Raw genomic sequence first — 18,250 nt, forward strand, 5'->3', positions numbered from 1 at the left:
CGGGGCCCGAAACCCGAAACATTGCAGGTCACGCCTGATGTCGGGGGCGAAACCGGTTTCGGGGTGGGTGAACCCGGATCACGTCGGCAGGTCGTCCCAGCGGACGCCCTTCCCGCCGCCGCCGGCGCCGCGCCGGTTGATCTGCCGCGTGGTCACGCCGTAGGGCTTCAGGGCTGCGGCGAGGGCGGTCGAGGCGGCCGTGCGGGCGTCGCGGTCGCCGTCCTCGGCGGCGGTCTGGTCGACCCACGCCCCGTACAGCTCCGGGCGGTAGACGGCGAGGGCGGTCGCCAGGCGCCACGAGTGCACGGCGTCCTCGCCCGCGGGCCAGACGGCCCGGACGTGGTCGATGAGGGTGGACGTGTCGAGCTGCTGGGCCTTCTCCCCAGTGGCCTGCCCCGACAGGGTCCCGGCCGCGGTGCGCAGCGCCAAGGCGCGGCGGCCGATCTCAACGGCCTCGTCCTGCTTGATGAACGCCGCGCGGGCAATCTGAGCGTCGAGCGCGGACCGGGCGAGCCACCCGGTGCCGGCGTCCTTGCGCGGGTCGAACATCGTTGCCCGGACGCCGCGCGCGTACGCGCCGGAGCCGAGGACGAGGTTGTTGGCGGTGTGTCCGGTGACGGCGAGGCAGAACCGCAAGATGGCGTTGTCGCTGATGGCCTTGGGGATCGACTTGGCGTCCGGCCGCTGCGTGGTGAAGACGACCACGATGCCGTACGCGCGTGCCTTGCGGATGAGCCGCCCGGCGATGTCTGCGGCCTGGTCGCCGTACTCGGGGTGCTCGAACAGGGTGTGCGCCTCGTCGAAGATGGCGAGGATCGGGTGCAACCGCAGTTCGCGCCGGTCGGCGAGCCGCCTCGACACCTTCCGGCCGTCCGGAACATCCGATAGCGGAAGGTCCCGAACGATCTTCTTCCGGCGCTTCATCTCGCCCTCGAGCGCGGCGAGCCCACCGAGCGCGGCGAGGCAATCCTCGTCGTCGTCGCCCGACTGGTAGTGGTGCGCGACCGGCTTCACGGCCTCGAGGTCCCCGGACCCCTTCATCTCGTAGAGCCACAGCTCACACGTCGGGTCGAGCGCGCCGGCAAGCGCCAGGACCAGGACCGCGCTCGTCTTCCCGGACCCCATGACGCCGCCGATGAGGACGTTCGCGCCCATCAGCTCGAGTGTGACGGGACGGCCGCGCGGGTCCCACCCGAACGGGATCGGCGCGAACAGGTCGGTCTGTCCGTCCTTCAGCAGCGGCCACAGGCGGCGCGCGGCCTTGGACGGGTCCTGACGCGCCACCCACAGCTTCAGCCGTCCGGGGTGGGCGTCCGGGTCGGTCTCGGGCCACACGCAGCCCAGCGGGCGGCGCATCGCCCCGGCGAGCTGGGCGCGCTTCTCGAGTACCTCGTCGGCGAGGGCGCCGCGGGGAAGGTCGATCTCGGCGAGCCATCCGGGCCCGTCGACCGCGATGGGCGCCACGTAGTCGAGCTTGCCCTTGATCCCGATCGCGGTCATGGCCTCGTCGACCTCGCCGGACTCCAACCGGCGTTGGACGTGCACGGCGACGTACCGGTGGACGATCGGCCGGTCCGGGTGCCGCCCGACCCATCCGAGCGCCGACAGCGCCGCGGCGCCGGCGGCCGTGAGCGCCCACCCGGGCAGCAGGATCGCGGCGAGCGTGACGAGCGCGGCGACGGGGACCAGGACGACGAACGTAACGCGGCGGCGGCCACCGGTCCGGCGGGTCTGCAGGGTGGTGAACTGCGCCCAGGTGTGCGGGTCGGACGCCGCGGCCTTGGCGGCGACCGGGCGCGCCTCGACGTCGCTGACCCACCGCCACCACCGGCCCGTCAGTCGGGCGGCGCCGCGCGGCGCGGTCGACCACAGCCGGGCCGTGTAGACGGGCGCGCGGACGGTGTGGTGTGCGGCTTGCCGCCCGTACCAGCGGGCGAGGAAACGGGCCGTGTCGGTGAGCTGGGCGCGGTCGCGGACCCACTCGGGCAGGACGGGCGGCGCCGTGTCGAGGCGGGCGCGGCGCTCGTCGACCCACCCCTTGGGGCCGTCGTCGCCCTGGTCGACGGGGACCGGTGCGGCCTCCTCCTCGTCGACGTCGACCGCGGCGGCCGTCACGGCGTCGAGGTCGTCGCCCTCGAGGACGAGCGCGGGCTTGTCCAGGCGGACCGGCGAACCGGCGGGCGGAGCGGTCGGCCAGTCGACCAAGACCGGCCGACGAACCGGCCGGGCGTCTGGCCGGGTGCGGCCGTTCAACTGTTCGGGCATTCTTGGGGAACCTTCCGTGAGGAGGGACCGGCCGCCGGAGAGGTGTGATGGCTGCTCCGGCGGCCGGGCTTACATGGGTGGCCGAAGGTTCGGTCGGTCAGCCGACCCGGTGGCCGTTCACCGCGACGGGGACACCAGCGGTGACCTTGTCGACGCGGTACCGCGACACCCCGAACTCCTCGGCGATCGACCGCACCGACCGGCCCGCGGCTCTGGCGGAACGGATGGCCGAGTCGAGGTCGACGGGCGCGTTCTCATCTGCGGTGGGACCGTCCGGGCGGTGGCCGATCTCGCGGCCGTCGTCCGGGTTCTCGGCGTCGCCCTGGCGCTCGTCCTCGGCGTCGTCCTGGTCGACGTCGGCCACCGGTTCGGCCGGGTCGGTCGGCCACCCGTCCGGGGCGTCCGCGGGCATCAGCTCCCACAGCCCCGCCGAATCGACGGCGGGCGCCTCGTCGGCCGTCTGGTCGACCGGTTCGGCCACCGTCCGGCCGCTGTGGTCGACGTCGGCCGCCTTGTCGGCCGCGGGGCGGGCGACCAGGCGGTGCACCGTCCGCAGCATCACCAGAAGGCCCAGCATCGACGCGACCGGCGCGACCGCGGCCGTGACCTGGTCGGCGAACTCGTCGCGGACGGCGCCGACGTTGAACGCCAGGGACACGCCCCACCCGCCGGCGGCGAGCGAGAACGGCAACGCGATGTCGACCCACGCCAGGCCCCGTCGGGTCAGGCGGTGGCCCTCGAGCGCGAGCGCGAACAGCCCGAGCTCTCCGACCGCAATGAACAGGTCGACCAGCAGCGGGAAGCTGTCGGCCTTCCAGCCCTTCAGACCGTGCTCGAGCGCCCACCGGTGAAGACCGGCGTAGGACTGTGCGAACCCGTCCGCGGTCGCGACCAGGACGAGCACCGCCATCAGCACGATGGACACGCGGTGCGCGATGAGAGTTGTGCGGGTCACGCGCCACCGCCGATCTCGTTCGCCTCGAACGCGAAGAACAGCACGACCGGCATGCCGTCGCGGCCGCGGCGCATCTGCTCGATGAGGCCCTGCAGCGCCTTCTCGCGCGTCAGGTCCGCCGGGATAGCGACGGTGCCGTGCTGCGTCTCGGTGGACAGCCCCACGGCCGTCTGCCACTGCAGGGTAAGGATGAAGTGAAAGCGCATGATCGCTCCGTGTTCAGGGATTGAGCGCCGTCCCGCGATGGCGGTCCACCGCGGGACGGCGAGGCTTCACGAGCGGACGCCCACGGCGATGGCCGCCGCGAGGTTGACCGCGTTCTGGATCGCGTCCGCGAGCTGGTCGGCGCCGGTCGCCCGGAGCATCCCGACGAGCGTGACCGCGTCCGGGACCGCCAGCGACAGGTCACCGGCGTCCCCCTCGTTCGGGGAGTACTGGAACACCCGCACCCGGGGCGCTTCGTCGTCGTTGGGGTAGAACAGGTCGCCGCTCTCCCGCCACGGCGTGACCGCCTTCACCTGCCACACGTCCACCGACAGGACCAGGACGTCACCGTGGAACGCGTTCGCGATCATCCGGCCGTGCAGGACGTTGGACGCGCCGGCCGGGGCGGTGTCGCACCCGCCGCCGCACCACGACACCGTCGGGCATCCGGCCGGGCCGGTGATTCCCTCGAACGTCCACCGCACGGGCCGCCGGGCCGCCTGAAGGATCTGTGCGCTCACTGGTCGTCCCCCTTCATGGCGGCCCGCGCGGTCGCGAGCACGGCGCCCAGGTGCTCGTGCAGCGCCGCCGCTTCCCCGAGCGTCATGTGAACCGAGTCGCTGTAGGTCGACAGCACCACCCGCGGCCCGACCTCGCGCGGCCCCTGCTCGAGGAACGCGTAGACGGTCATGAGCTGCGCCGCCGGGTCGGTGTTGCCGTCGGCCGGGTGCAGCGTCAGCGGCACGCCCGGCATGGTCTTCGGCGCGATCGGGTCGGAGCTGCAGGCCCGGTTGACCGGCGCGTCGAGGTGGCCGTGCGGGACGACGCACCAGGACGGGCACGCCTCCGACTGCCAGATGCGCATGGTCTGGCCGGCGCTCACTGGGCACCCCCGGGCAGGACGCTCAGCGCGGGACGGCGCCGCACCGGGCCGCCCTCGAGCCGCTCGACCAGGTCCCACAGCGGCGAGGGGTCGTCGCGGTAGGAGTTGTCCGGCGGGGGGAGGTGCGCGGGCCGCTCGTACGCCATCGCCGAGATGGTGACGCCGGCGTACATGCCGCCCTGCTCGATGGTGCGGACCGACACGTCCGCGCCGTGGATCCCGTGCCGCTCGAGCAGCGCCGCGATTCCGGCGCTGATGGCGGCCGTGTCGACCACGGGCCGCTCCGGCATGAGCGCGGTCATCGGCCCGCCTCCCCGTCCTTCGTGACGTAGTCGACGGGGTCCGTGGCGAGGATCGTCCGCAGCACCCGCACCTCGATCGCGAGGTCGGTTTCGTCCTCGAGGACGCGCTCGAGGGTGGCGACCACGCGGGTGGCGTTGTCGTTGCGGAGCAGCTTGCGCCGTTCGTGGCCGTCGGGGGTCGCGGCGTACGGCAGGTCGAGCGCGTCACGGATGAGCGTGAGCAACTCGCGGGTCTCGGCCGTCAGGCCGGTCGTGGGAGGATTTCCCATGGGTCTGGAACCTTCGCTTCCGGATCAAGGGCTCGGCCGGCGCTGTCATCGCCGCGTCCGGGCCCGCTTTCTTGGGGCCGATGGCGTCCTTGGGACACCCGGTCCTGCCGGGGGTCCTCGCGGCCGGTTCTGTTCCGTCACCGCTCCGTCCGAGGTTGACGGACGTTGATCAGGATCGACGGACGCTGACAAGCGTCTTCCCTGGTCGGAGTGCGTGTTGTAGAAGTTGCCACAGGTCATGAACTTGCGCTCGATAGATGTACGCGTTCTCGGGCGCGCTCGCGGCGCTCGTCCGGCGCGGGACGACCGGGGAGGGCGCGTCGGTCGAGGTGAGCATGTTCGACGCGGTGGCCGAGTGGATGGGCCAGACGGTGTACACGACGCTCTACACGGGCGCCGTGCCGCCGCGCTCGACGCTGGGCCACCCTGTGATCGCCCCTTACGACGCGTACCCGACGGCCGACGGCGCCGACGTCGTCATCGGCGTGCAGAGCGACGCGGGCTGGGCGGCACTCGCCACCGGCGTGCTCGGCCGCCCCGAGCTGGTGTCCGACCGCGACTACGCGACGAACATGGCGCGGGTCCGCAACCGCGCGGAGGTCGACGCGCTCGTCGCGTCCGTCACCGCGCGGCTCGGCCGGGAGGAGCTGCTGCGGCGCCTGGACGAGGCGGGCGTGCCCAACGCGACGCTGAACGACGGGCACGGCCTGGTCGCCCACCCGCAGCTCGCCGAACGCGGCCGGTGGCGGGAGGTCGGCTCGCCGGTGGGGACGATCCGGGCGCTGCTGCCGCCGATCGCCCTCGCCGGGACCGAGCCGCGGATGGACCCGGTCCCGGCGCTCGGCGAGCACACCGACGCGGTGCTCGCCGAGCTGGGCCGCGACGCCGGGACGGTCGCCCGGCTCCGCGCGGCCGGGGTCGTCGGCTAGGCAGGCGATCCACCTGCTGCACGCCCGGCCGCCTGCGCCGGGACCATGCCCGATCGTGTGCGACAAGGGGTTCGCCGGGGCCGGTGCGGAGGAGGCCGCCGCCGACCTGGGCCAGGTCCTCATCCGCCCCGTCCGCCAAGACGAGCCCGCACCGCAGGCCGCGGTCTCTAGGGCGCGGTCCCGGGAGGCTCCCCCCCGGCCCTGCGATCTTCGGCCCCCCTGATCTCCGCTGCGCTTCGGGGAGCGGGTGGTTATCGTGACTGCATGCCCGAGACGTCCTCCGGCGGTGACCGCCGCCGCGCCGAACTGCGCGACTTCCTGCGCACCCGCCGCGCCCGGGTGACGCCCGCCGACGTCGGGATGCCGTCCGGCGGGCGGCGCCGCACCCCCGGCCTGCGCCGCGAGGAGGTCGCGGTGCTCGCGGGCGTCGGGGTGTCCTGGTACACGTGGCTGGAGCAGGGCCGCGACATCAAGGTGTCCGAGGACGTCCTCGACGCGGTCGCCCGCGCCCTGCGGCTGGACCGCGCCGAGCGCGAGCACCTCTACCTGCTCGCCGGCCTGAACCCGCCGCGCGCCGCCGCCGGCCCCGCCGTCCCGGTGACCCCGGAGCTGCGGCGGCTGCTGGACGCGTGGTCGCCGCGCCCGGCGTACATCCGCGGGCGGCACTGGGACCTCGTCGCGATCAACGACGCGGCCCGCGAGGTGTTCGGGTACGGCGACACCGACCACAACTGCCTGGTCACCTTCTTCACCAGCATGCGCTACCGGCGGCAGCACCTGCACTGGGAGGCGGCGGCCCCGGGCGTGGTGGGCCGGTTCCGCGCCGACGCCGCCCGCCATCCCGACGACCCCGAGTTCGCCCGGATCGTCGCCGACCTCGGCACGGTCAGCCCGGAGTTCGCCGAGCTGTGGGCGCGGCACGAGGTGAGCACGGGGGCGCAGGCGGTCAAGGCCGTCCTGCACCCGGAGGCGGGGGAGCTGGTGTTCGAGTCGACGCTGCTGCCGCTGGCGGACCGGCCCGGCCAGGACCTGGTGCTCCACAACCCCCGGCCGGGGACCGGCACCGAGGAGCGCCTCGAACGGCTCATGGCCCGGCGGCGCCTGGCCGCCGCGAGCTGAGGCGGGCCGAGGGTGGTGGTGCCACACCCACGATAAGCGGACTCTGCCGCGTTCCCCGGGCCCCCGGCAGCATCGTCGGCATGACGAACGACTCACGTTTCGACGGCAAGGTCGCGCTCATCACGGGCGGGACGAGCGGCATGGGCCTGGCGGCCGCGCGGCGGCTGCTGGAGGAGGGGGCGCGGGTGCTCGTGACCGGCCGCGACCAGGGGAGGCTGGACGCGGCGGCCAAGGAGCTGGACGGCGCCGCACCGGACGCGGGGGAGCGGGTCCTCACGGTCCGCGCCGACGCCGCGAGCCTCACCGACCTGGACGCGCTGATGGACGCCGTCCGCGACCGCCACGGACGCCTGGACGTGCTGTTCGCCAACGCGGGGGTCGGCGCGTTCGGCCCGACCGCGGACGTCACCGAGGCCGAATTCGACCGCACCGTGGACGTCAACTTCAAGGGCGTCTACTTCACGATCCAGAAGGCGCTGCCGCTGCTGGCGGCCGACGCCTCGATCGTCATCAACGCGTCCTGGACGCTGCACCGGGGACTACCGACCGCGTCCCTGTACTCGGCGACGAAGGCCGCGGTGCAGAGCCTGGTCCGCACCCTCGCCGCCGAACTCGGGCCGCGCGGAATCCGGATCAACGCGGTCAGCCCGGGGTACATCGACACTCCGATGTTCCGCGCCGCCATCCCCGCCGACGAGGTGGAGGGCACCCGCGCGCAGGTGGCGTCCGGGCGGATCGGCACGTCCGAGGAGGTCGCGGGCGCCGTCGCGTTCCTCGCGTCGGCGGACGCCGCGTACGTCAACGGCCAGGACCTGATCGTGGACGGCGGCCTCGTCGGGGCCGTCGCGTGACGGTCGTCCCGTAGAGCACGAAGAGGAGAGCACATGAGGAAGCGCGAGTTCGCGGGCACCCCCGTCGGCGCCGTCGGGCTGGGCTGCATGGGGATGAGCTGGGCGTACGCCGAGTCCGAGCGGGACGACGACGCGTCCGCGGCGCTGATCCGCGAGGCGCTCGATCTCGGGGTCACGTTCCTCGACACCGCCCAGCCGTACGGCGACGGGCACAACGAGACGCTCGTCGGCCGCGCGCTGGCGGGGCGGCGGGACGAGGCGGTGCTGGCCACCAAGACCGGGCTGGTCGTCGAGGACCTCGCGTCCCGGCGGATCGTCCGCCGGGGGACCCCCGAGCACGTCGCGTCGTCCGCCGAGGACAGCCTGCGCCGCCTCGGCACCGACGTCATCGACCTGTACTACCTGCACCGCGTCGACCCGGAGGTGCCGCTGGCCGACACCTGGGGCGCGATGGCGGAGCTGGTCGCCGCGGGCAAGGTCCGGCACCTGGGCCTGTCGGAGGTGACGGTCGCCCAGGCGGCGGAGGCCCACGCGATCCACCCCGTCGCGGCGGTCCAGTCCGAGCTGTCGCTGTGGACGCGCGACGCGCTCGGCGTCCCCGGCGGCGCCGCGGGCGGCGCGAGCGACGGCGTCGCGGGCGCGGGCGACGCCGGCGACGTCGTCGGCTGGTGCGCCGCCAACGGCGCCGCGTTCGTCCCGTTCTCCCCGCTCGGCCGCGGCTTCCTGACCGGGACGGTCACCGCCGCGGACTTCGAGGAGACCGACTTCCGCGCCGCCAACCCGCGCTTCCAGGAGGAGGCGCTGCGGGCGAACCTGCGGATCGTCGACGCCGTCCGGGAGGTCGCGGCGCGGCACGGCGCCACGCCCGCGCAGGTCGCGATCGCGTGGACGCTGGCGCAGGGCGACCACGTGATCCCGATCCCGGGCACGAAGAAGACCCGCTACCTGCGCGACAACGCGGGCGCGGCCGGCCTCGACCTCACCGCCGCCGACCTGGCGGACCTCGACGCGCTGCCGTCCGCGGTGGGCGGCCGGTACTGAGCGGCGGGCAGGCCGGGCGGGGACGGTTCCGGGCGCCCGCCCGCGGTGAGCGGGTGCCGTACGCTCGGGCGATGCCCCGACCGCGCTCGCTCACCCCGGACCGGGTCGCCGCCGCGGCCCTCGCCGTCATCGACCGGGACGGCCTCGCCGCCCTGTCGATGCGGGCCGCGGCGAAGGAGCTCGGGATGAGCACGATGGCGCTCTACCGGTACGTGCGCGACCGCGAGGAGCTGGAACGCCTCGTCGTCGAGCTGGTGCTCGGCGCGGTCGACCCCGCGCCGCCGCCTCCCGGCCCGTGGCGCGGCCGGCTCGAGGAGATGGCGCGGCGGGTGCGGGACGCGGTCGGCGCGCACCCCGGCACCGTCCCGCTGACGCTCGTCCACCGGCACCGCTCCGCGGGCGTGCTGCGCTGGTCGGAGACCGTGCTCGGGATCCTCGCCGAAGCGGGACTGGAGGGGCGCGCGCGGGCCGTCGCGCTGCGCGCCCTGCTCGCCTACGTGATCGGCGCGGTGCAGATGGAGCACCTCGGCCCCCTGTCGGGGGAGGGGACGGCCGCCATGGCGGAGCTGCCGCCGGACGAGTTCCCCCGCATGGCCGAGACCGCGCGGCACGCCCGCACCATCGGCCCCGACGAGGAGTTCCGCCGGGGCCTGGCGGCCGTGCTGCGCGGTCTCCACGCGGACGGCGACCCCTAGCGCACCAGGAGGCCCTGCTGGGCGGCGATCCGCTCCGCGGCCTGCGCCACGATCGCGCCGATCAGCTCCGCGCAGCTCGGCAGGTCGTCGATCACGCCCACGACCTGCCCGGACGCCATGACGCCGAGGTCGGGACGGCCGTCCACCATCGCCGCCTTCAGCAGCATCGGCGTGTTGGCGGCCATCAGCACCTGCGACCAGGACAGGTCCTTGCCGTGCTTCATCGCCTTCCCGTCGGCGACCATCTCCCGCCACGACATCCCGGACAGCTTCTTGAACCGGGCGCCGTTGCGCAGCGCCCGCAGCAGCCCGCCGACCCGGCCGGACGACTCCAGGCCGTCCACGAGCTCGCTGCGCAGCACCCGGTGCGGCATCCCGTCGACCTGCCGGGTCACCACGGTTTCGCCGGTCTTCAGGTACACCTGCTTGACCGCGTCGGGCACCGAGCTGTCGGAGGTCAGCAGGAACCGGGTGCCCATCGCCACGCCCGCGGCGCCGTACGACAGCGCCGCCGCGAGGCCGCGGCCGTCGAAGAACCCGCCCGCCGCGATCACCGGGATGTCGACGGCGTCCACGACCTGCGGGAGCAGCAGCGTCGTCGCGACGGCGCCGGTGTGCCCGCCGCCCTCGCCGCCCTGCACCAGGACGGCGTCCGCGCCCCAGCCGGCGACCTTCTCCGCGTGCCGCCGCGCGCCCACCGACGGGATCACCACGAGCCCGGCGTCCTTGAGCTTGGCGATCAGCTCCTTCTTCGGGGCGAGCGCGAACGAGGCGACCTTCACCCCCTCCTTGATGAGGAGGTCGATGCGGTCGCCCGCGTCGCCCGCGTCCGCCCGCAGGTTGACGCCGAACGGCGCGTCCGTCCGGTCCTTGACCTCGCCGATCGCCGTCGCGAGCTGGTCGAGCGTCATCGTCGCGGACGCGAGGATCCCGAGGCCGCCCGCGTTCGCGACCGCCGTCACCAGGCGCGGCCCGGCCACCCAGCCCATGCCGGTCTGGACGACCGGGTGCCGCACCCCGGTGAGCCGGGTCAGCGGGGTGTCGAGCACCTGCCCGGTCCCGGTCACGACGGGACCTCGCGCTCGCGCAGCCCCTTGGGGTCGAGGACGTCGCGCATGACGCGCAGCTCCTCGGCGTCCGGGAGCCGCGTCTCGGGGACGCCGTCCGGCACGACCAGCTCGAACCCGGTCGCGGCGACGACGTCGTCGACGGCCACCCCCGGGTGCACCGAGCGGAGCCGCATGCGGCGGTCGGGGGTGTCGAAGTCGAGCACGGCCAGGTTCGTCACGACCGCGCGGATCTCGTGCGCGCCGCGGTCCCAGCCGACGCCGCTGACCATGTCGACCCGCTCGGTGAACACGCGCGTCGAGTGCTTGGGCACCCAGTAGCTCGTCGTGTTGAGCAGCGTGTTGCCCGGCCCGCCGCGGACGCCGAGGAGCTGCCGGGAGGGGCGCTCCCAGTCGCCGATGCACGAGATGTTGGTGTTGCCGTACCGGTCGATCTGGCTCGGGCCCATGACCACGTGGCGCCGCCCGTTCAGCACCAGCCACAGGTGGTCGCGGAACGGCAGCCAGCCCTCGACGACGTCCGCGGGCGCGCCCAGCGGGAGCGGGTCCGCGCTCAGCGACGGTCCGCCGTCGGTCGTCAGCAGGTCCGGCTCGAACGTCGACCGCGCCAGCCGGGAGCCCAGCATCGGCACGAACCCGGCGACCGCCGCCGCCACGATCTCCCCGTCGCCGCGGAACAGCTCCGCGCACGCGACCGCGCAGACCTCCGCCCGCGTCGCCTCCGTCGCCGCGTCCGTCGTCGCGGCCGTCTCGTTGGTCGCCATCACTTCTCCTCCCGCCAGGCCCGGACGGCGTCCTGGTACGCGGCCTCGTCACCGGACAGGAAGCGGTCGCGGAACGCGGCCCACTGCTCCGGATCGGCCGCCGCCTTCGCGTACAGCTTCTGGAACGCCTCGTCCCGCCCGTGGTCGGGCGCGCAGTCGGTGAAGTGCGCCCCGTTCGGCGTCTCCACCACCCCCGCCACCTGCGACCGGCTGATCAGCAGCGACTGCGGCGGGCCCTCCTTGGCGAAGTCCGCGGTGTCGACGAGCCGCTCGCACGACACGTACGTCCGGTCCGCGGCCTTGGCGAACAGGTCGTCCATGTAGGGGTCGGGGCCGAGGTACTGGGCGTTGCCGCGGGCGTCGGCGCGGTTCAGGTGGACGAGCGCCGCGTCCATCCGCAGGGCCGGGACGGCGACGAGCTCGGTGCCGTCCTCGTAGGGCGACCGGACGGTCCGCAGCTCCGGGTTGACCTTCATGACGTCCGAGCCGAGGCCGACCGGGGTGGGCAGGAACGGCAGGCGGTGCGCCGCCGCGTACAGCCCGAACATGAACATGCCCTCGTCGTACTCGGTCAGCTCGATCGCGCCGGTCTGGCGCGCGTGCCGGAAGTGCGGCTCGAGCGGGACGGAGTCCATCGTCACGAACGCGGTGACGAGGCGCCGCACCTTCCCGGCGGCGCACAGCAGCCCGACGTCCGGGCCGCCGTACGTCACGACGGTGAGGTCGGTCAGGGACGACCGGCAGATCGCGCGGACGAGCGCCATCGGCTTGCGCCGCGACCCCCAGCCGCCGATGCCGAGCGTCATGCCGCTCTCCAGCGACCCGACGATCTCCTCGACCGTGGTCACCTTGCTCATTTCGCTCCCTTGGCCACGAAGGCGTCGCGGTGGGCGTCGCCCGCGCCGACGAGGTTCAGTTCGAAGGTGAGGCCCTGCTCGAAGCGGTAGCTGCGCTTGACGTCGACCGGGTCGATGCCGTTCAGCGACTCCTTCGCGCGCCGGATGACGTACCGGTCCTTGGCGGCGATGTTCGCGGCGACCTCCAGGGCCTTGTCGCGCAGGCCGTCCGCCGGGACGACCTCCAGCACCGATCCGTGCCGGTGCAGCTCGTCCGCCGTGACGTTGCGGCACGTGTAGACCATCGCGCGCATCAGGTGCTGCGGGACGAGCCGCGCCAGGTGCGTCGCGGCGCCGAGGGCGCCCCGGTCCACTTCGGGAAGCCCGAAGTAGGCGTCGTCCGACGCGATCACGATGTCGGCGTTGCCGGCGAGCCCGATCCCGCCGCCCAGGCAGAACCCGTGCACCGCGGCGATCACCGGGACCTCGCAGTCGTAGACGGCCGCGAAGGCCGCGTAGCAGCCCCGGTTGGCGCCCACCAGCGCGGTGTGCCCCTCCGTGGACTGCATCTCCTTGATGTCGACGCCCGCGTTGAAGCCGCGGCCCTCGGCGCGGAGCACGACGGCCCCCACCTGCGGGTCCCGTCCGGCCGCGAGCACCGCGTCCGCCAGTTCGTGCCAGCCCGCGACGGTCAGCGCGTTGACCGGCGGGGCGTCCACGACGATCTCGGCGACCCCGTCCCGGGTCGTGGTGGAGACTCCCATGCGCTACCTTTCCACCAAACATTTGTTAGAACTGACCGTAGCAGAGGTGCAAAAGGAGGCGGGATGCCCGAGGTGGTGGGATGTCACTGACGCTGGACCTGAGCGGGAAGACCGTCGTGGTCACCGGAGGCGTGCGCGGCGTGGGCGCGGGCATTAGCCGCGCCTTCCTGGCGGCGGGCGCCGACGTGGTGGCCGTCGGCCGCCGCGACCCCGACGCGCTGCCCGAGGCGGACGGACGCGCGGCGCGGTTCGTCTCGCTGGACGTGCGCAAGCCGGAGGCCGTCGAGGAGTTCATGAACGGGCTCGACCGCGTCGACGTGCTCGTCAACAACGCGGGCGGCGGCCCCTTCCTGCCCCTCGCCGACGGGGAGCTGCGCACCCACGCGAAGATCATCGAGCTGAACCTGACCGCGCCGCTGCTCATGGCCCGGGCCGCCTACCCGCGGATGCGCGAGCTGGACACCGGCGGCTCGGTCATCAACATCGGCAGCGTCAGCGGCGTCCGGCCGTCGCCCGGGACGTCCGCCTACGGCGCCGCCAAGGCCGGGCTGCACAGCCTCACCCGGTCCCTGGCCGTCGAGTGGGCGCCGCACGTCCGGGTGAACACGCTGATCCTCGGCATGATCCGCACCGAGACGGCGCACCTGCACTACGGCGACGAGGAGGGCATCGCCGCGGTCGGCCGCACCGTCCCGATGGGCCGCCTCGGCACCCCCGACGAGGTCGGCGGGGCCTGCGTCTACCTGGCGTCCGACCTGGCCTCCTACGTCACCGGCACCGAGATGCTGCTGCACGGCGGGGGCGAGCGCCCCGCCTTCCTGGACGCCGCCACCGTGAACAAGGAGACACGATGATCTGCAAGGACCGCGTCGTCGCCGTCACCGGGGCCGGCCGCGGCCTCGGCCGCGCGCACGCCCTCGAGTTCGCCCGGCAGGGCGCCCTCGTCGTCGTCAACGACCTCGGCGTCGCCCGCGACGGCACCGGGGACGCCGCCGGCGGCCCCGCGCAGGAGGTCGTCCGGGAGATCGAGGCGCTCGGCGGGAAGGCCGTCGCCAGCACCGACGACATCGCCACCGACGCCGGCGCCGCCGCGCTCGTCCGCACCGCCGTCGAGACGTTCGGGCGGCTGGACGTCCTGGTCAACAACGCCGGGTTCCTGCGCGACCGGATGCTCGTCAACCTCTCCGAGGACGAGTGGGACGCGGTCATGCGCGTCCACCTCAAGGGCCACTTCCTGCCGCTCAAGCACGCGGGCCTGCACTGGCGCGCCGAGAGCAAGGCGGGCCGCCCCGTGGACGCCCGGGTGATCAACACCTCGTCCGGCGCCGGTCTGCTCGGCAGCGTCGGGCAGGGCAACTACTCGGCGGCCAAGGCCGGCATCGTCGGCCTCACCCTCGTCGCGTCCGCCGAGCTGGGCCGGTACGGGGTGACGGTCAACGCGATCGCGCCCGCCGCCCGCACCCGGATGACCGAGGAGGTCTTCGCGCAGACGATGGCCGCGCCCGGCGAGGGCGAGTTCGACGCGATGGCCCCCGAGAACGTGTCCCCGCTCGTCGTCTGGCTCGGCTCGGCCGGGTCCCGCGACGTCACCGGCCGCGTCTTCGAGGCCGAGGGCGGCAAGATCTGCGTGATGGACGCCTTCCGGCACGGCCCGACGGCCGACAAGGGCGCCCGCTGGGACCCGGCCGAGGTCGGCGAGGTCGTCGCCGGCCTGCTCGCGCAGGCCCCCGCCCCCGAGCCGGTCTACGGCGCGTCCTGACCCCGGACCGCCCGCCGGTCCCGGGTCAGGCGTTCGCGGCGTCGCGCAGCACGCTGCTCGGCGCGGCGCCGCGAACCCGCTTGAACGCGTTGCTGAACGCGAACCCGTCGGCGTACCCGACGCGCCGCGCCACCGACGCCACCGTCGCGCCGGGCTCGCGCAGCAGGTCGGCGGCCAGCGTCATCCGCCACTCGGTGAGGTAGGCCAGCGGCGGGCGGCCGACCAGCTCGGCGAACCGCCGCGCGAACACCGCCCGCGACTGCCCCGCCTCGGCCGCGAGCTCCGCCACCGTCCACGGCCGCGCGGGGCTCTCGTGCAGCAGCCGCAGCGCGCGCCCGACGTGCGGGTCGCCGAGCGCCCGGTACCCGGCGGGCGGCTCGGCGTCCGGCCGCGCGAACCACGCCCGCAGCGCCCGCACCAGCAGCATGTCCAGCAGCCGGTCCAGGATGATCTGCTGGCCCGGCTCCTCCCGCGCGACCTCGACCGCCAGCAGGTCCAGCAGCGGCGCGAAGTCCGGCCGCGCCGGGACGACCGCCAGCGGGGGCAGCGCCTCCAGCAGCCGCTCGGACACGTCGCCGCGCATCGGGTACTCGGCGGTGACGAACAGGTCCGAGCCGTCCGGCACGAGCCCGAACGTGCGCGGCCCGAGCCGGAAGTTGTGCCCGGCGGTCGCGGGGCCGCCGTCGACCGCGTAGCAGCGGTCGGCGTCCAGCACCACGATCTCCGGTTCGGCGCCCGGCCGGTCCCCGGCGACGATCGGGGCGCCGCCCCGCAGCAGCACGATGTCCCCCCGCCCGGCCCGCACCGGCTCCCCGCCGTCGCGGGAGATCCAGCCGGTGCCCCGGAGCATCGTGGCGAGCGACAGCGGCGCGGGCGCCGCGAAGCGCACCGCCCACGGAGGCTGCGCCACGGAGCGGCAGTACACGGCCCCGCGGGCCCGCACCCCGGCCAGCAGGTCGTCCAGAAGGTCCATGCCGAGACGATCTCACATGCCTTTGAGACGCGCGGCCATGGAACGTCTCGGCGCCCGCTGGTGTGCTGGGCGCATGACCGAATCACCGATTCTCGTACTCGGCGCCCGCGGCAAGACCGGCCGCCGCGTCACCGCCCGCCTCACCGCCCTCGGCGTCCCCGTCCGCGCCGCGTCCCGCTCGACCGGGACGATCTTCGAGTGGGCCGACCGGGACACCTGGGGCCCCGCATTGGACGGCGCCCGCGCCGTCTACCTCGTCCCGATGAACGAGAGCGTCGACCAGGACGCCGTCGCCGAGTTCGCGGACGCCGCCGTCGCGGCGGGCGTCCGGCGGCTCGTGCTGCTCGCGGCGCGCGGCGCCGGCGGCGGGCCGCAGCCCGCCCAGGAGCCCGCCGAACGCGCCGTCCGCGCGTCGGGCGCGGAGTGGACGATCCTGCGCCCGGCGTGGTTCGCGCAGAACTTCAGCGAGGACTTCTTCCGCGAACCCCTGCTGGCGGGCGTGCTCGCGCTGCCCACCGGCGAGGGGCGCGAGGCGTTCGTGGACGCCGGGGACATCGCCGACGTCGCCGTCGCCGCGCTCACCGGCGCCGGCCACGCGGGGGAGGTGTACGAGCTGTCGGGGCCGGAGCCGCTGACGTTCGGCGCCGCCGTGCGGATGATCGCGGAGGCGTCGGGGCGCGAGATCCGGTACACGCCGGTGGAGGTGCCGGAGTTCACCGCGATGCTGGAGTCGCTGGGGGTGCCGGCCGCGTTCGCGGAGATGCTGGCGGGCCTGCTGACGACCCTCCGCGACGGCGACGGGGACCGGGTGGGCGACGGCGTCCGCCGCGCGCTCGGCCGGGACCCCCGCCCGTTCGCCGAGTACGTGAAGGAGGCGGCCGCCGCCGGCGCCTGGGCGGCGGCGCCCGCCGATCAGCGCGGCCGGTAGTCCGCCAGGTAGCGGCGGACCCGCTCCGCGTAGGCCCGCTGCTCCTCCGGGACGCCGCCCGCCTTGACCACCGTCTCGGACGACGTGCGGTACGTGGCGGCGAGGTTCAGCGCGGGATCGCCCGGGACGCCTTCGAGGTCCTTGCCCCAGTAGCACAGGAAGCGGCCCATCGCCGGGATCGACAGCTCCGGCGTGATCTCCGCCGGGCGGGGTTCGGGGTTGTCGAGGCCGCCGGGCTGCCAGTGCACGAGGACGCGCGGCGTCCAGCGGGCGATCCCGTACTCGTCCTTCGCCGGGTCCGCCAGGTGCGGGTCGAAGCCGCTCTCCGCCTTGAGCATCGCGGCGATCAGCGCCGGGCTCAGCCCGGGCATCTCGCACCATTCCCCGGCCTCGACGATGAGGCCGCGGTACTCCTCCGGCACGTCGGAGCCGGGCCGGAACCAGCGCGCGCCGGCGGCGCCGGCCGCGCCGGTCGCCGCCGCGCCGCCGCCCGCCTCGCCGACCACCCAGAACGCGGCGCCCGCCGCGACGGCGCAGGCCAGCGCGCCCGCCGCGGCGAGGACGGCCCGGCGCCGGCGGCGCGGGGAGCCCGCGCCCGGGACGGTCCGCGGCGCGTCCCGGCCGGACGCCGGGGAGGCGGCGGGGAGCGGCCCGGCCGCCCCCTCGGGAACCTCGGCGCCCTCGGACACCTCGCTCCCCTCGGGGATCTCCAGGCCCTCCAGCGCGGCCCCGAACGCGGCCGCCGTCGGCCAGCGCCGCTCCCGGTCGGGTTCGAGCGCCCGCAGCACCGCCGCGTCCACCTCCGGCGGGATCCCCGGGCGGACCTCGCCCGGCGGGCGGGCCGGGGCGCCGGGCGGCTCCCCGGTGAGCAGGTGGTAGGCGAGGGCGCCGAGCCCGTAGACGTCGGCGCGGTGGTCTGGCGCCCCGTCGACCTGGGTCTGCTCGGGCGCCATGTAGCCGGGCGACCCGGCGGGCAGCGTCAGGCTGGACAGGTGGTCGCCGGTCCGCGCGATGCCCAGGTCGGCGATCATGACGCGTTCGCCGCCGCCCGGCGCCGTGCGCAGCAGCACGTTCGACGGCTTGAGGTCCCGGTGGACGATCCCGAGGTCGTGCAGGTCCTGCGCGCCGCGCGCGATCTCGCGGGCGAGGGCCAGGGCGTCCGCGAGCGCGCCCGGCCCGGCGTCCGGCCCGGCGTCCGGCCCGGCGGCCGGGCCGCCGGACGGGCCGGCGGCGAGCCGCTCCTCCAGCGTGCCGCGGTCGGCGTAGGTCATCACGAAGTACGGGCGCCCGCCGGGCAGCTCGCCGATGTCGAAGACCTGCACGAGCCGGTGCGAGTCGGCGCGGCGCAGCAGCCGGGCCTCCTGGACGAACCGCTCCCGCACGTCGGCGTGGAGCGTCCAGTGCTCGCCGAGAATCTTGATCGCGACGGGGGCGTCGAGGTCCGGGTCGTGGCCGAGCCACACGGACGCGAACCCGCCCGTCCCGAGGAGGCGGTCGATCCGGTAGCGGCCGGCGGCGCTGGGTGTGCTCACGTCTACCCATGGTGACTCATCGGAGGCTCCCGCGCACTACGTTGCGTAATGATTTAAGTACGCCCCGCCGTGGAGGGAATGGCGTCGCCCGTGGACGCGTTGTGGTTCGGGCGC

21 protein-coding genes and 1 pseudogene are annotated in these 18,250 nt (G+C 74.8%); 9 read left to right on the forward strand and 13 right to left on the reverse strand.

What is annotated here, in order from left to right; genetic code table 11:
- Positions 1 to 78 precede the first annotated feature (78 nt).
- From DMH08_RS02800 to DMH08_RS02830, 7 genes are all read right to left on the reverse strand, one after another.
- Positions 79 to 2,265, reverse strand: coding sequence for an FtsK/SpoIIIE domain-containing protein (locus tag DMH08_RS02800; RefSeq protein ID WP_125611498.1), 2,187 nt, complete (start codon positions 2,263 to 2,265; stop codon positions 79 to 81).
- Between the two features lie 97 nt (positions 2,266 to 2,362).
- A complete protein-coding gene (locus DMH08_RS02805; RefSeq protein WP_125611500.1) occupies positions 2,363 to 3,220 on the reverse strand; it encodes a DUF2637 domain-containing protein in 858 nt (285 codons plus the stop codon).
- Complete coding sequence (locus tag DMH08_RS02810) at positions 3,217 to 3,426, reverse strand: hypothetical protein (protein ID WP_125611502.1); 210 nt, start codon at positions 3,424 to 3,426, stop codon at positions 3,217 to 3,219. The genes DMH08_RS02805 and DMH08_RS02810 overlap by 4 nt, the downstream gene beginning before the upstream one ends.
- A 66-nt stretch (positions 3,427 to 3,492) precedes the next feature.
- Entirely contained in the window at positions 3,493 to 3,945 is a 453-nt protein-coding gene (locus tag DMH08_RS02815; protein WP_125611504.1) for a hypothetical protein, read from the reverse strand.
- Positions 3,942 to 4,307, reverse strand: a complete 366-nt coding sequence (locus DMH08_RS02820) for a DUF6907 domain-containing protein (protein ID WP_125611506.1) — start codon at positions 4,305 to 4,307, stop codon at positions 3,942 to 3,944. The genes DMH08_RS02815 and DMH08_RS02820 overlap by 4 nt, the downstream gene beginning before the upstream one ends.
- Positions 4,304 to 4,609, reverse strand: a complete 306-nt coding sequence (locus tag DMH08_RS02825) for a hypothetical protein (protein WP_125611508.1) — start codon at positions 4,607 to 4,609, stop codon at positions 4,304 to 4,306. The genes DMH08_RS02820 and DMH08_RS02825 overlap by 4 nt, the downstream gene beginning before the upstream one ends.
- Entirely contained in the window at positions 4,606 to 4,878 is a 273-nt protein-coding gene (locus DMH08_RS02830; protein WP_125611510.1) for a hypothetical protein, read from the reverse strand. The genes DMH08_RS02825 and DMH08_RS02830 overlap by 4 nt, the downstream gene beginning before the upstream one ends.
- Positions 4,879 to 5,135: 257 nt before the next feature.
- Between DMH08_RS02830 and DMH08_RS02835 the strand changes: the two genes are divergently transcribed.
- From DMH08_RS02835 to DMH08_RS02855, 6 genes and pseudogenes are all read left to right on the forward strand, one after another.
- Complete coding sequence (locus DMH08_RS02835) at positions 5,136 to 5,807, forward strand: CaiB/BaiF CoA transferase family protein (RefSeq protein WP_125611512.1); 672 nt, start codon at positions 5,136 to 5,138, stop codon at positions 5,805 to 5,807.
- A pseudogene (locus tag DMH08_RS42740) lies at positions 5,806 to 5,961 on the forward strand (IS982 family transposase); the annotation flags it as partial. The gene DMH08_RS02835 and the pseudogene DMH08_RS42740, both read left to right, overlap by 2 nt.
- Positions 5,962 to 6,071: 110 nt before the next feature.
- Positions 6,072 to 6,926, forward strand: coding sequence for a helix-turn-helix transcriptional regulator (locus tag DMH08_RS02840; RefSeq protein WP_125611514.1), 855 nt, complete (start codon positions 6,072 to 6,074; stop codon positions 6,924 to 6,926).
- An 80-nt stretch (positions 6,927 to 7,006) separates the two neighbouring features.
- A complete protein-coding gene (locus DMH08_RS02845; protein ID WP_125611516.1) occupies positions 7,007 to 7,777 on the forward strand; it encodes a glucose 1-dehydrogenase in 771 nt (256 codons plus the stop codon).
- 33 nt (positions 7,778 to 7,810) lie between these two features.
- A complete protein-coding gene (locus DMH08_RS02850) occupies positions 7,811 to 8,818 on the forward strand; it encodes an aldo/keto reductase (RefSeq protein WP_026402064.1) in 1,008 nt (335 codons plus the stop codon).
- A 71-nt stretch (positions 8,819 to 8,889) separates the two neighbouring features.
- Positions 8,890 to 9,513 (forward strand): TetR/AcrR family transcriptional regulator C-terminal domain-containing protein, encoded by a 624-nt coding sequence (locus DMH08_RS02855; protein WP_125611518.1) that lies wholly within the window; start codon positions 8,890 to 8,892, stop codon positions 9,511 to 9,513.
- On the opposite strand, the gene DMH08_RS02860 is transcribed toward DMH08_RS02855, so the two are convergent.
- From DMH08_RS02860 to DMH08_RS02875, 4 genes are read right to left on the reverse strand one after another with little or no spacing between them, the layout of a single operon-like run.
- A complete protein-coding gene (locus tag DMH08_RS02860) occupies positions 9,510 to 10,580 on the reverse strand; it encodes an NAD(P)H-dependent flavin oxidoreductase (RefSeq protein WP_125611520.1) in 1,071 nt (356 codons plus the stop codon). The genes DMH08_RS02855 and DMH08_RS02860 overlap by 4 nt on opposite strands.
- Positions 10,577 to 11,344, reverse strand: a complete 768-nt coding sequence (locus DMH08_RS02865) for a CoA-transferase subunit beta (RefSeq protein ID WP_125611522.1) — start codon at positions 11,342 to 11,344, stop codon at positions 10,577 to 10,579. Before DMH08_RS02865 ends, DMH08_RS02860 begins: the two co-directional genes overlap by 4 nt.
- Complete coding sequence (locus DMH08_RS02870) at positions 11,344 to 12,201, reverse strand: CoA transferase subunit A (protein ID WP_026402068.1); 858 nt, start codon at positions 12,199 to 12,201, stop codon at positions 11,344 to 11,346. Before DMH08_RS02870 ends, DMH08_RS02865 begins: the two co-directional genes overlap by 1 nt.
- Positions 12,198 to 12,944, reverse strand: coding sequence for an enoyl-CoA hydratase family protein (locus DMH08_RS02875; RefSeq protein ID WP_026402069.1), 747 nt, complete (start codon positions 12,942 to 12,944; stop codon positions 12,198 to 12,200). Before DMH08_RS02875 ends, DMH08_RS02870 begins: the two co-directional genes overlap by 4 nt.
- An 80-nt stretch (positions 12,945 to 13,024) precedes the next feature.
- Here DMH08_RS02875 and DMH08_RS02880 point away from each other — a divergent pair, with 80 nt between their 5' ends.
- Both DMH08_RS02880 and DMH08_RS02885 read left to right on the forward strand, forming a co-directional pair.
- Positions 13,025 to 13,798: an SDR family oxidoreductase gene (locus DMH08_RS02880; RefSeq protein ID WP_026402070.1), complete on the forward strand. Its 774-nt coding sequence runs from the start codon at positions 13,025 to 13,027 to the stop codon at positions 13,796 to 13,798.
- Positions 13,795 to 14,703 carry an SDR family oxidoreductase gene (locus DMH08_RS02885; protein WP_026402071.1) on the forward strand — a complete coding sequence of 303 codons (909 nt, stop codon included), beginning with the start codon at positions 13,795 to 13,797 and terminating at the stop codon, positions 14,701 to 14,703. Before DMH08_RS02880 ends, DMH08_RS02885 begins: the two co-directional genes overlap by 4 nt.
- A gap of 25 nt (positions 14,704 to 14,728) precedes the next feature.
- Here DMH08_RS02885 and DMH08_RS02890 read toward each other — a convergent pair whose 3' ends face one another.
- Positions 14,729 to 15,676, reverse strand: a complete 948-nt coding sequence (locus tag DMH08_RS02890) for an AraC family transcriptional regulator (RefSeq protein WP_026402072.1) — start codon at positions 15,674 to 15,676, stop codon at positions 14,729 to 14,731.
- A gap of 73 nt (positions 15,677 to 15,749) precedes the next feature.
- On the opposite strand from DMH08_RS02890, the gene DMH08_RS02895 reads away from it, so the two are divergent.
- A complete protein-coding gene (locus DMH08_RS02895; RefSeq protein ID WP_125611524.1) occupies positions 15,750 to 16,604 on the forward strand; it encodes an NAD(P)H-binding protein in 855 nt (284 codons plus the stop codon).
- Here DMH08_RS02895 and DMH08_RS42290 read toward each other — a convergent pair.
- Positions 16,589 to 18,136: a protein kinase domain-containing protein gene (locus DMH08_RS42290; protein ID WP_125611526.1), complete on the reverse strand. Its 1,548-nt coding sequence runs from the start codon at positions 18,134 to 18,136 to the stop codon at positions 16,589 to 16,591. The two genes, DMH08_RS02895 and DMH08_RS42290, sit on opposite strands and share 16 nt — an antisense overlap.
- Positions 18,137 to 18,250: the final 114 nt, after the last annotated feature.

Source organism: Actinomadura sp. WAC 06369 (assembly GCF_003947565.1).
In the GTDB taxonomy this organism is placed as follows: Bacteria; Actinomycetota; Actinomycetes; order Streptosporangiales; family Streptosporangiaceae; genus Spirillospora; species Spirillospora rifamycini.

What these genes read in the sequence shown, in the direction of transcription:
- DMH08_RS02800 (WP_125611498.1), bottom strand. Translation starts at nt 2,265, where the DNA reads ATGCCCGAACAGTTGAACGGCCGCACCCGGCCAGACGCCCGGCCGGTT.
- DMH08_RS02865 (WP_125611522.1), bottom strand. Translation starts at nt 11,344, where the DNA reads ATGGCGACCAACGAGACGGCCGCGACGACGGACGCGGCGACGGAGGCG.
- DMH08_RS02885 (WP_026402071.1), top strand. Translation starts at nt 13,795, where the DNA reads ATGATCTGCAAGGACCGCGTCGTCGCCGTCACCGGGGCCGGCCGCGGC.
- DMH08_RS02880 (WP_026402070.1), top strand. Translation starts at nt 13,025, where the DNA reads ATGTCACTGACGCTGGACCTGAGCGGGAAGACCGTCGTGGTCACCGGA.
- DMH08_RS02890 (WP_026402072.1), bottom strand. Translation starts at nt 15,676, where the DNA reads ATGGACCTTCTGGACGACCTGCTGGCCGGGGTGCGGGCCCGCGGGGCC.
- DMH08_RS02825 (WP_125611508.1), bottom strand. Translation starts at nt 4,609, where the DNA reads ATGACCGCGCTCATGCCGGAGCGGCCCGTGGTCGACACGGCCGCCATC.
- DMH08_RS02810 (WP_125611502.1), bottom strand. Translation starts at nt 3,426, where the DNA reads ATGCGCTTTCACTTCATCCTTACCCTGCAGTGGCAGACGGCCGTGGGG.
- DMH08_RS02895 (WP_125611524.1), top strand. Translation starts at nt 15,750, where the DNA reads ATGACCGAATCACCGATTCTCGTACTCGGCGCCCGCGGCAAGACCGGC.
- DMH08_RS02850 (WP_026402064.1), top strand. Translation starts at nt 7,811, where the DNA reads ATGAGGAAGCGCGAGTTCGCGGGCACCCCCGTCGGCGCCGTCGGGCTG.
- DMH08_RS02855 (WP_125611518.1), top strand. Translation starts at nt 8,890, where the DNA reads ATGCCCCGACCGCGCTCGCTCACCCCGGACCGGGTCGCCGCCGCGGCC.
- DMH08_RS02870 (WP_026402068.1), bottom strand. Translation starts at nt 12,201, where the DNA reads ATGAGCAAGGTGACCACGGTCGAGGAGATCGTCGGGTCGCTGGAGAGC.
- DMH08_RS02830 (WP_125611510.1), bottom strand. Translation starts at nt 4,878, where the DNA reads ATGGGAAATCCTCCCACGACCGGCCTGACGGCCGAGACCCGCGAGTTG.
- DMH08_RS02845 (WP_125611516.1), top strand. Translation starts at nt 7,007, where the DNA reads ATGACGAACGACTCACGTTTCGACGGCAAGGTCGCGCTCATCACGGGC.
- DMH08_RS02835 (WP_125611512.1), top strand. Translation starts at nt 5,136, where the DNA reads ATGTACGCGTTCTCGGGCGCGCTCGCGGCGCTCGTCCGGCGCGGGACG.
- DMH08_RS02840 (WP_125611514.1), top strand. Translation starts at nt 6,072, where the DNA reads ATGCCCGAGACGTCCTCCGGCGGTGACCGCCGCCGCGCCGAACTGCGC.
- DMH08_RS02875 (WP_026402069.1), bottom strand. Translation starts at nt 12,944, where the DNA reads ATGGGAGTCTCCACCACGACCCGGGACGGGGTCGCCGAGATCGTCGTG.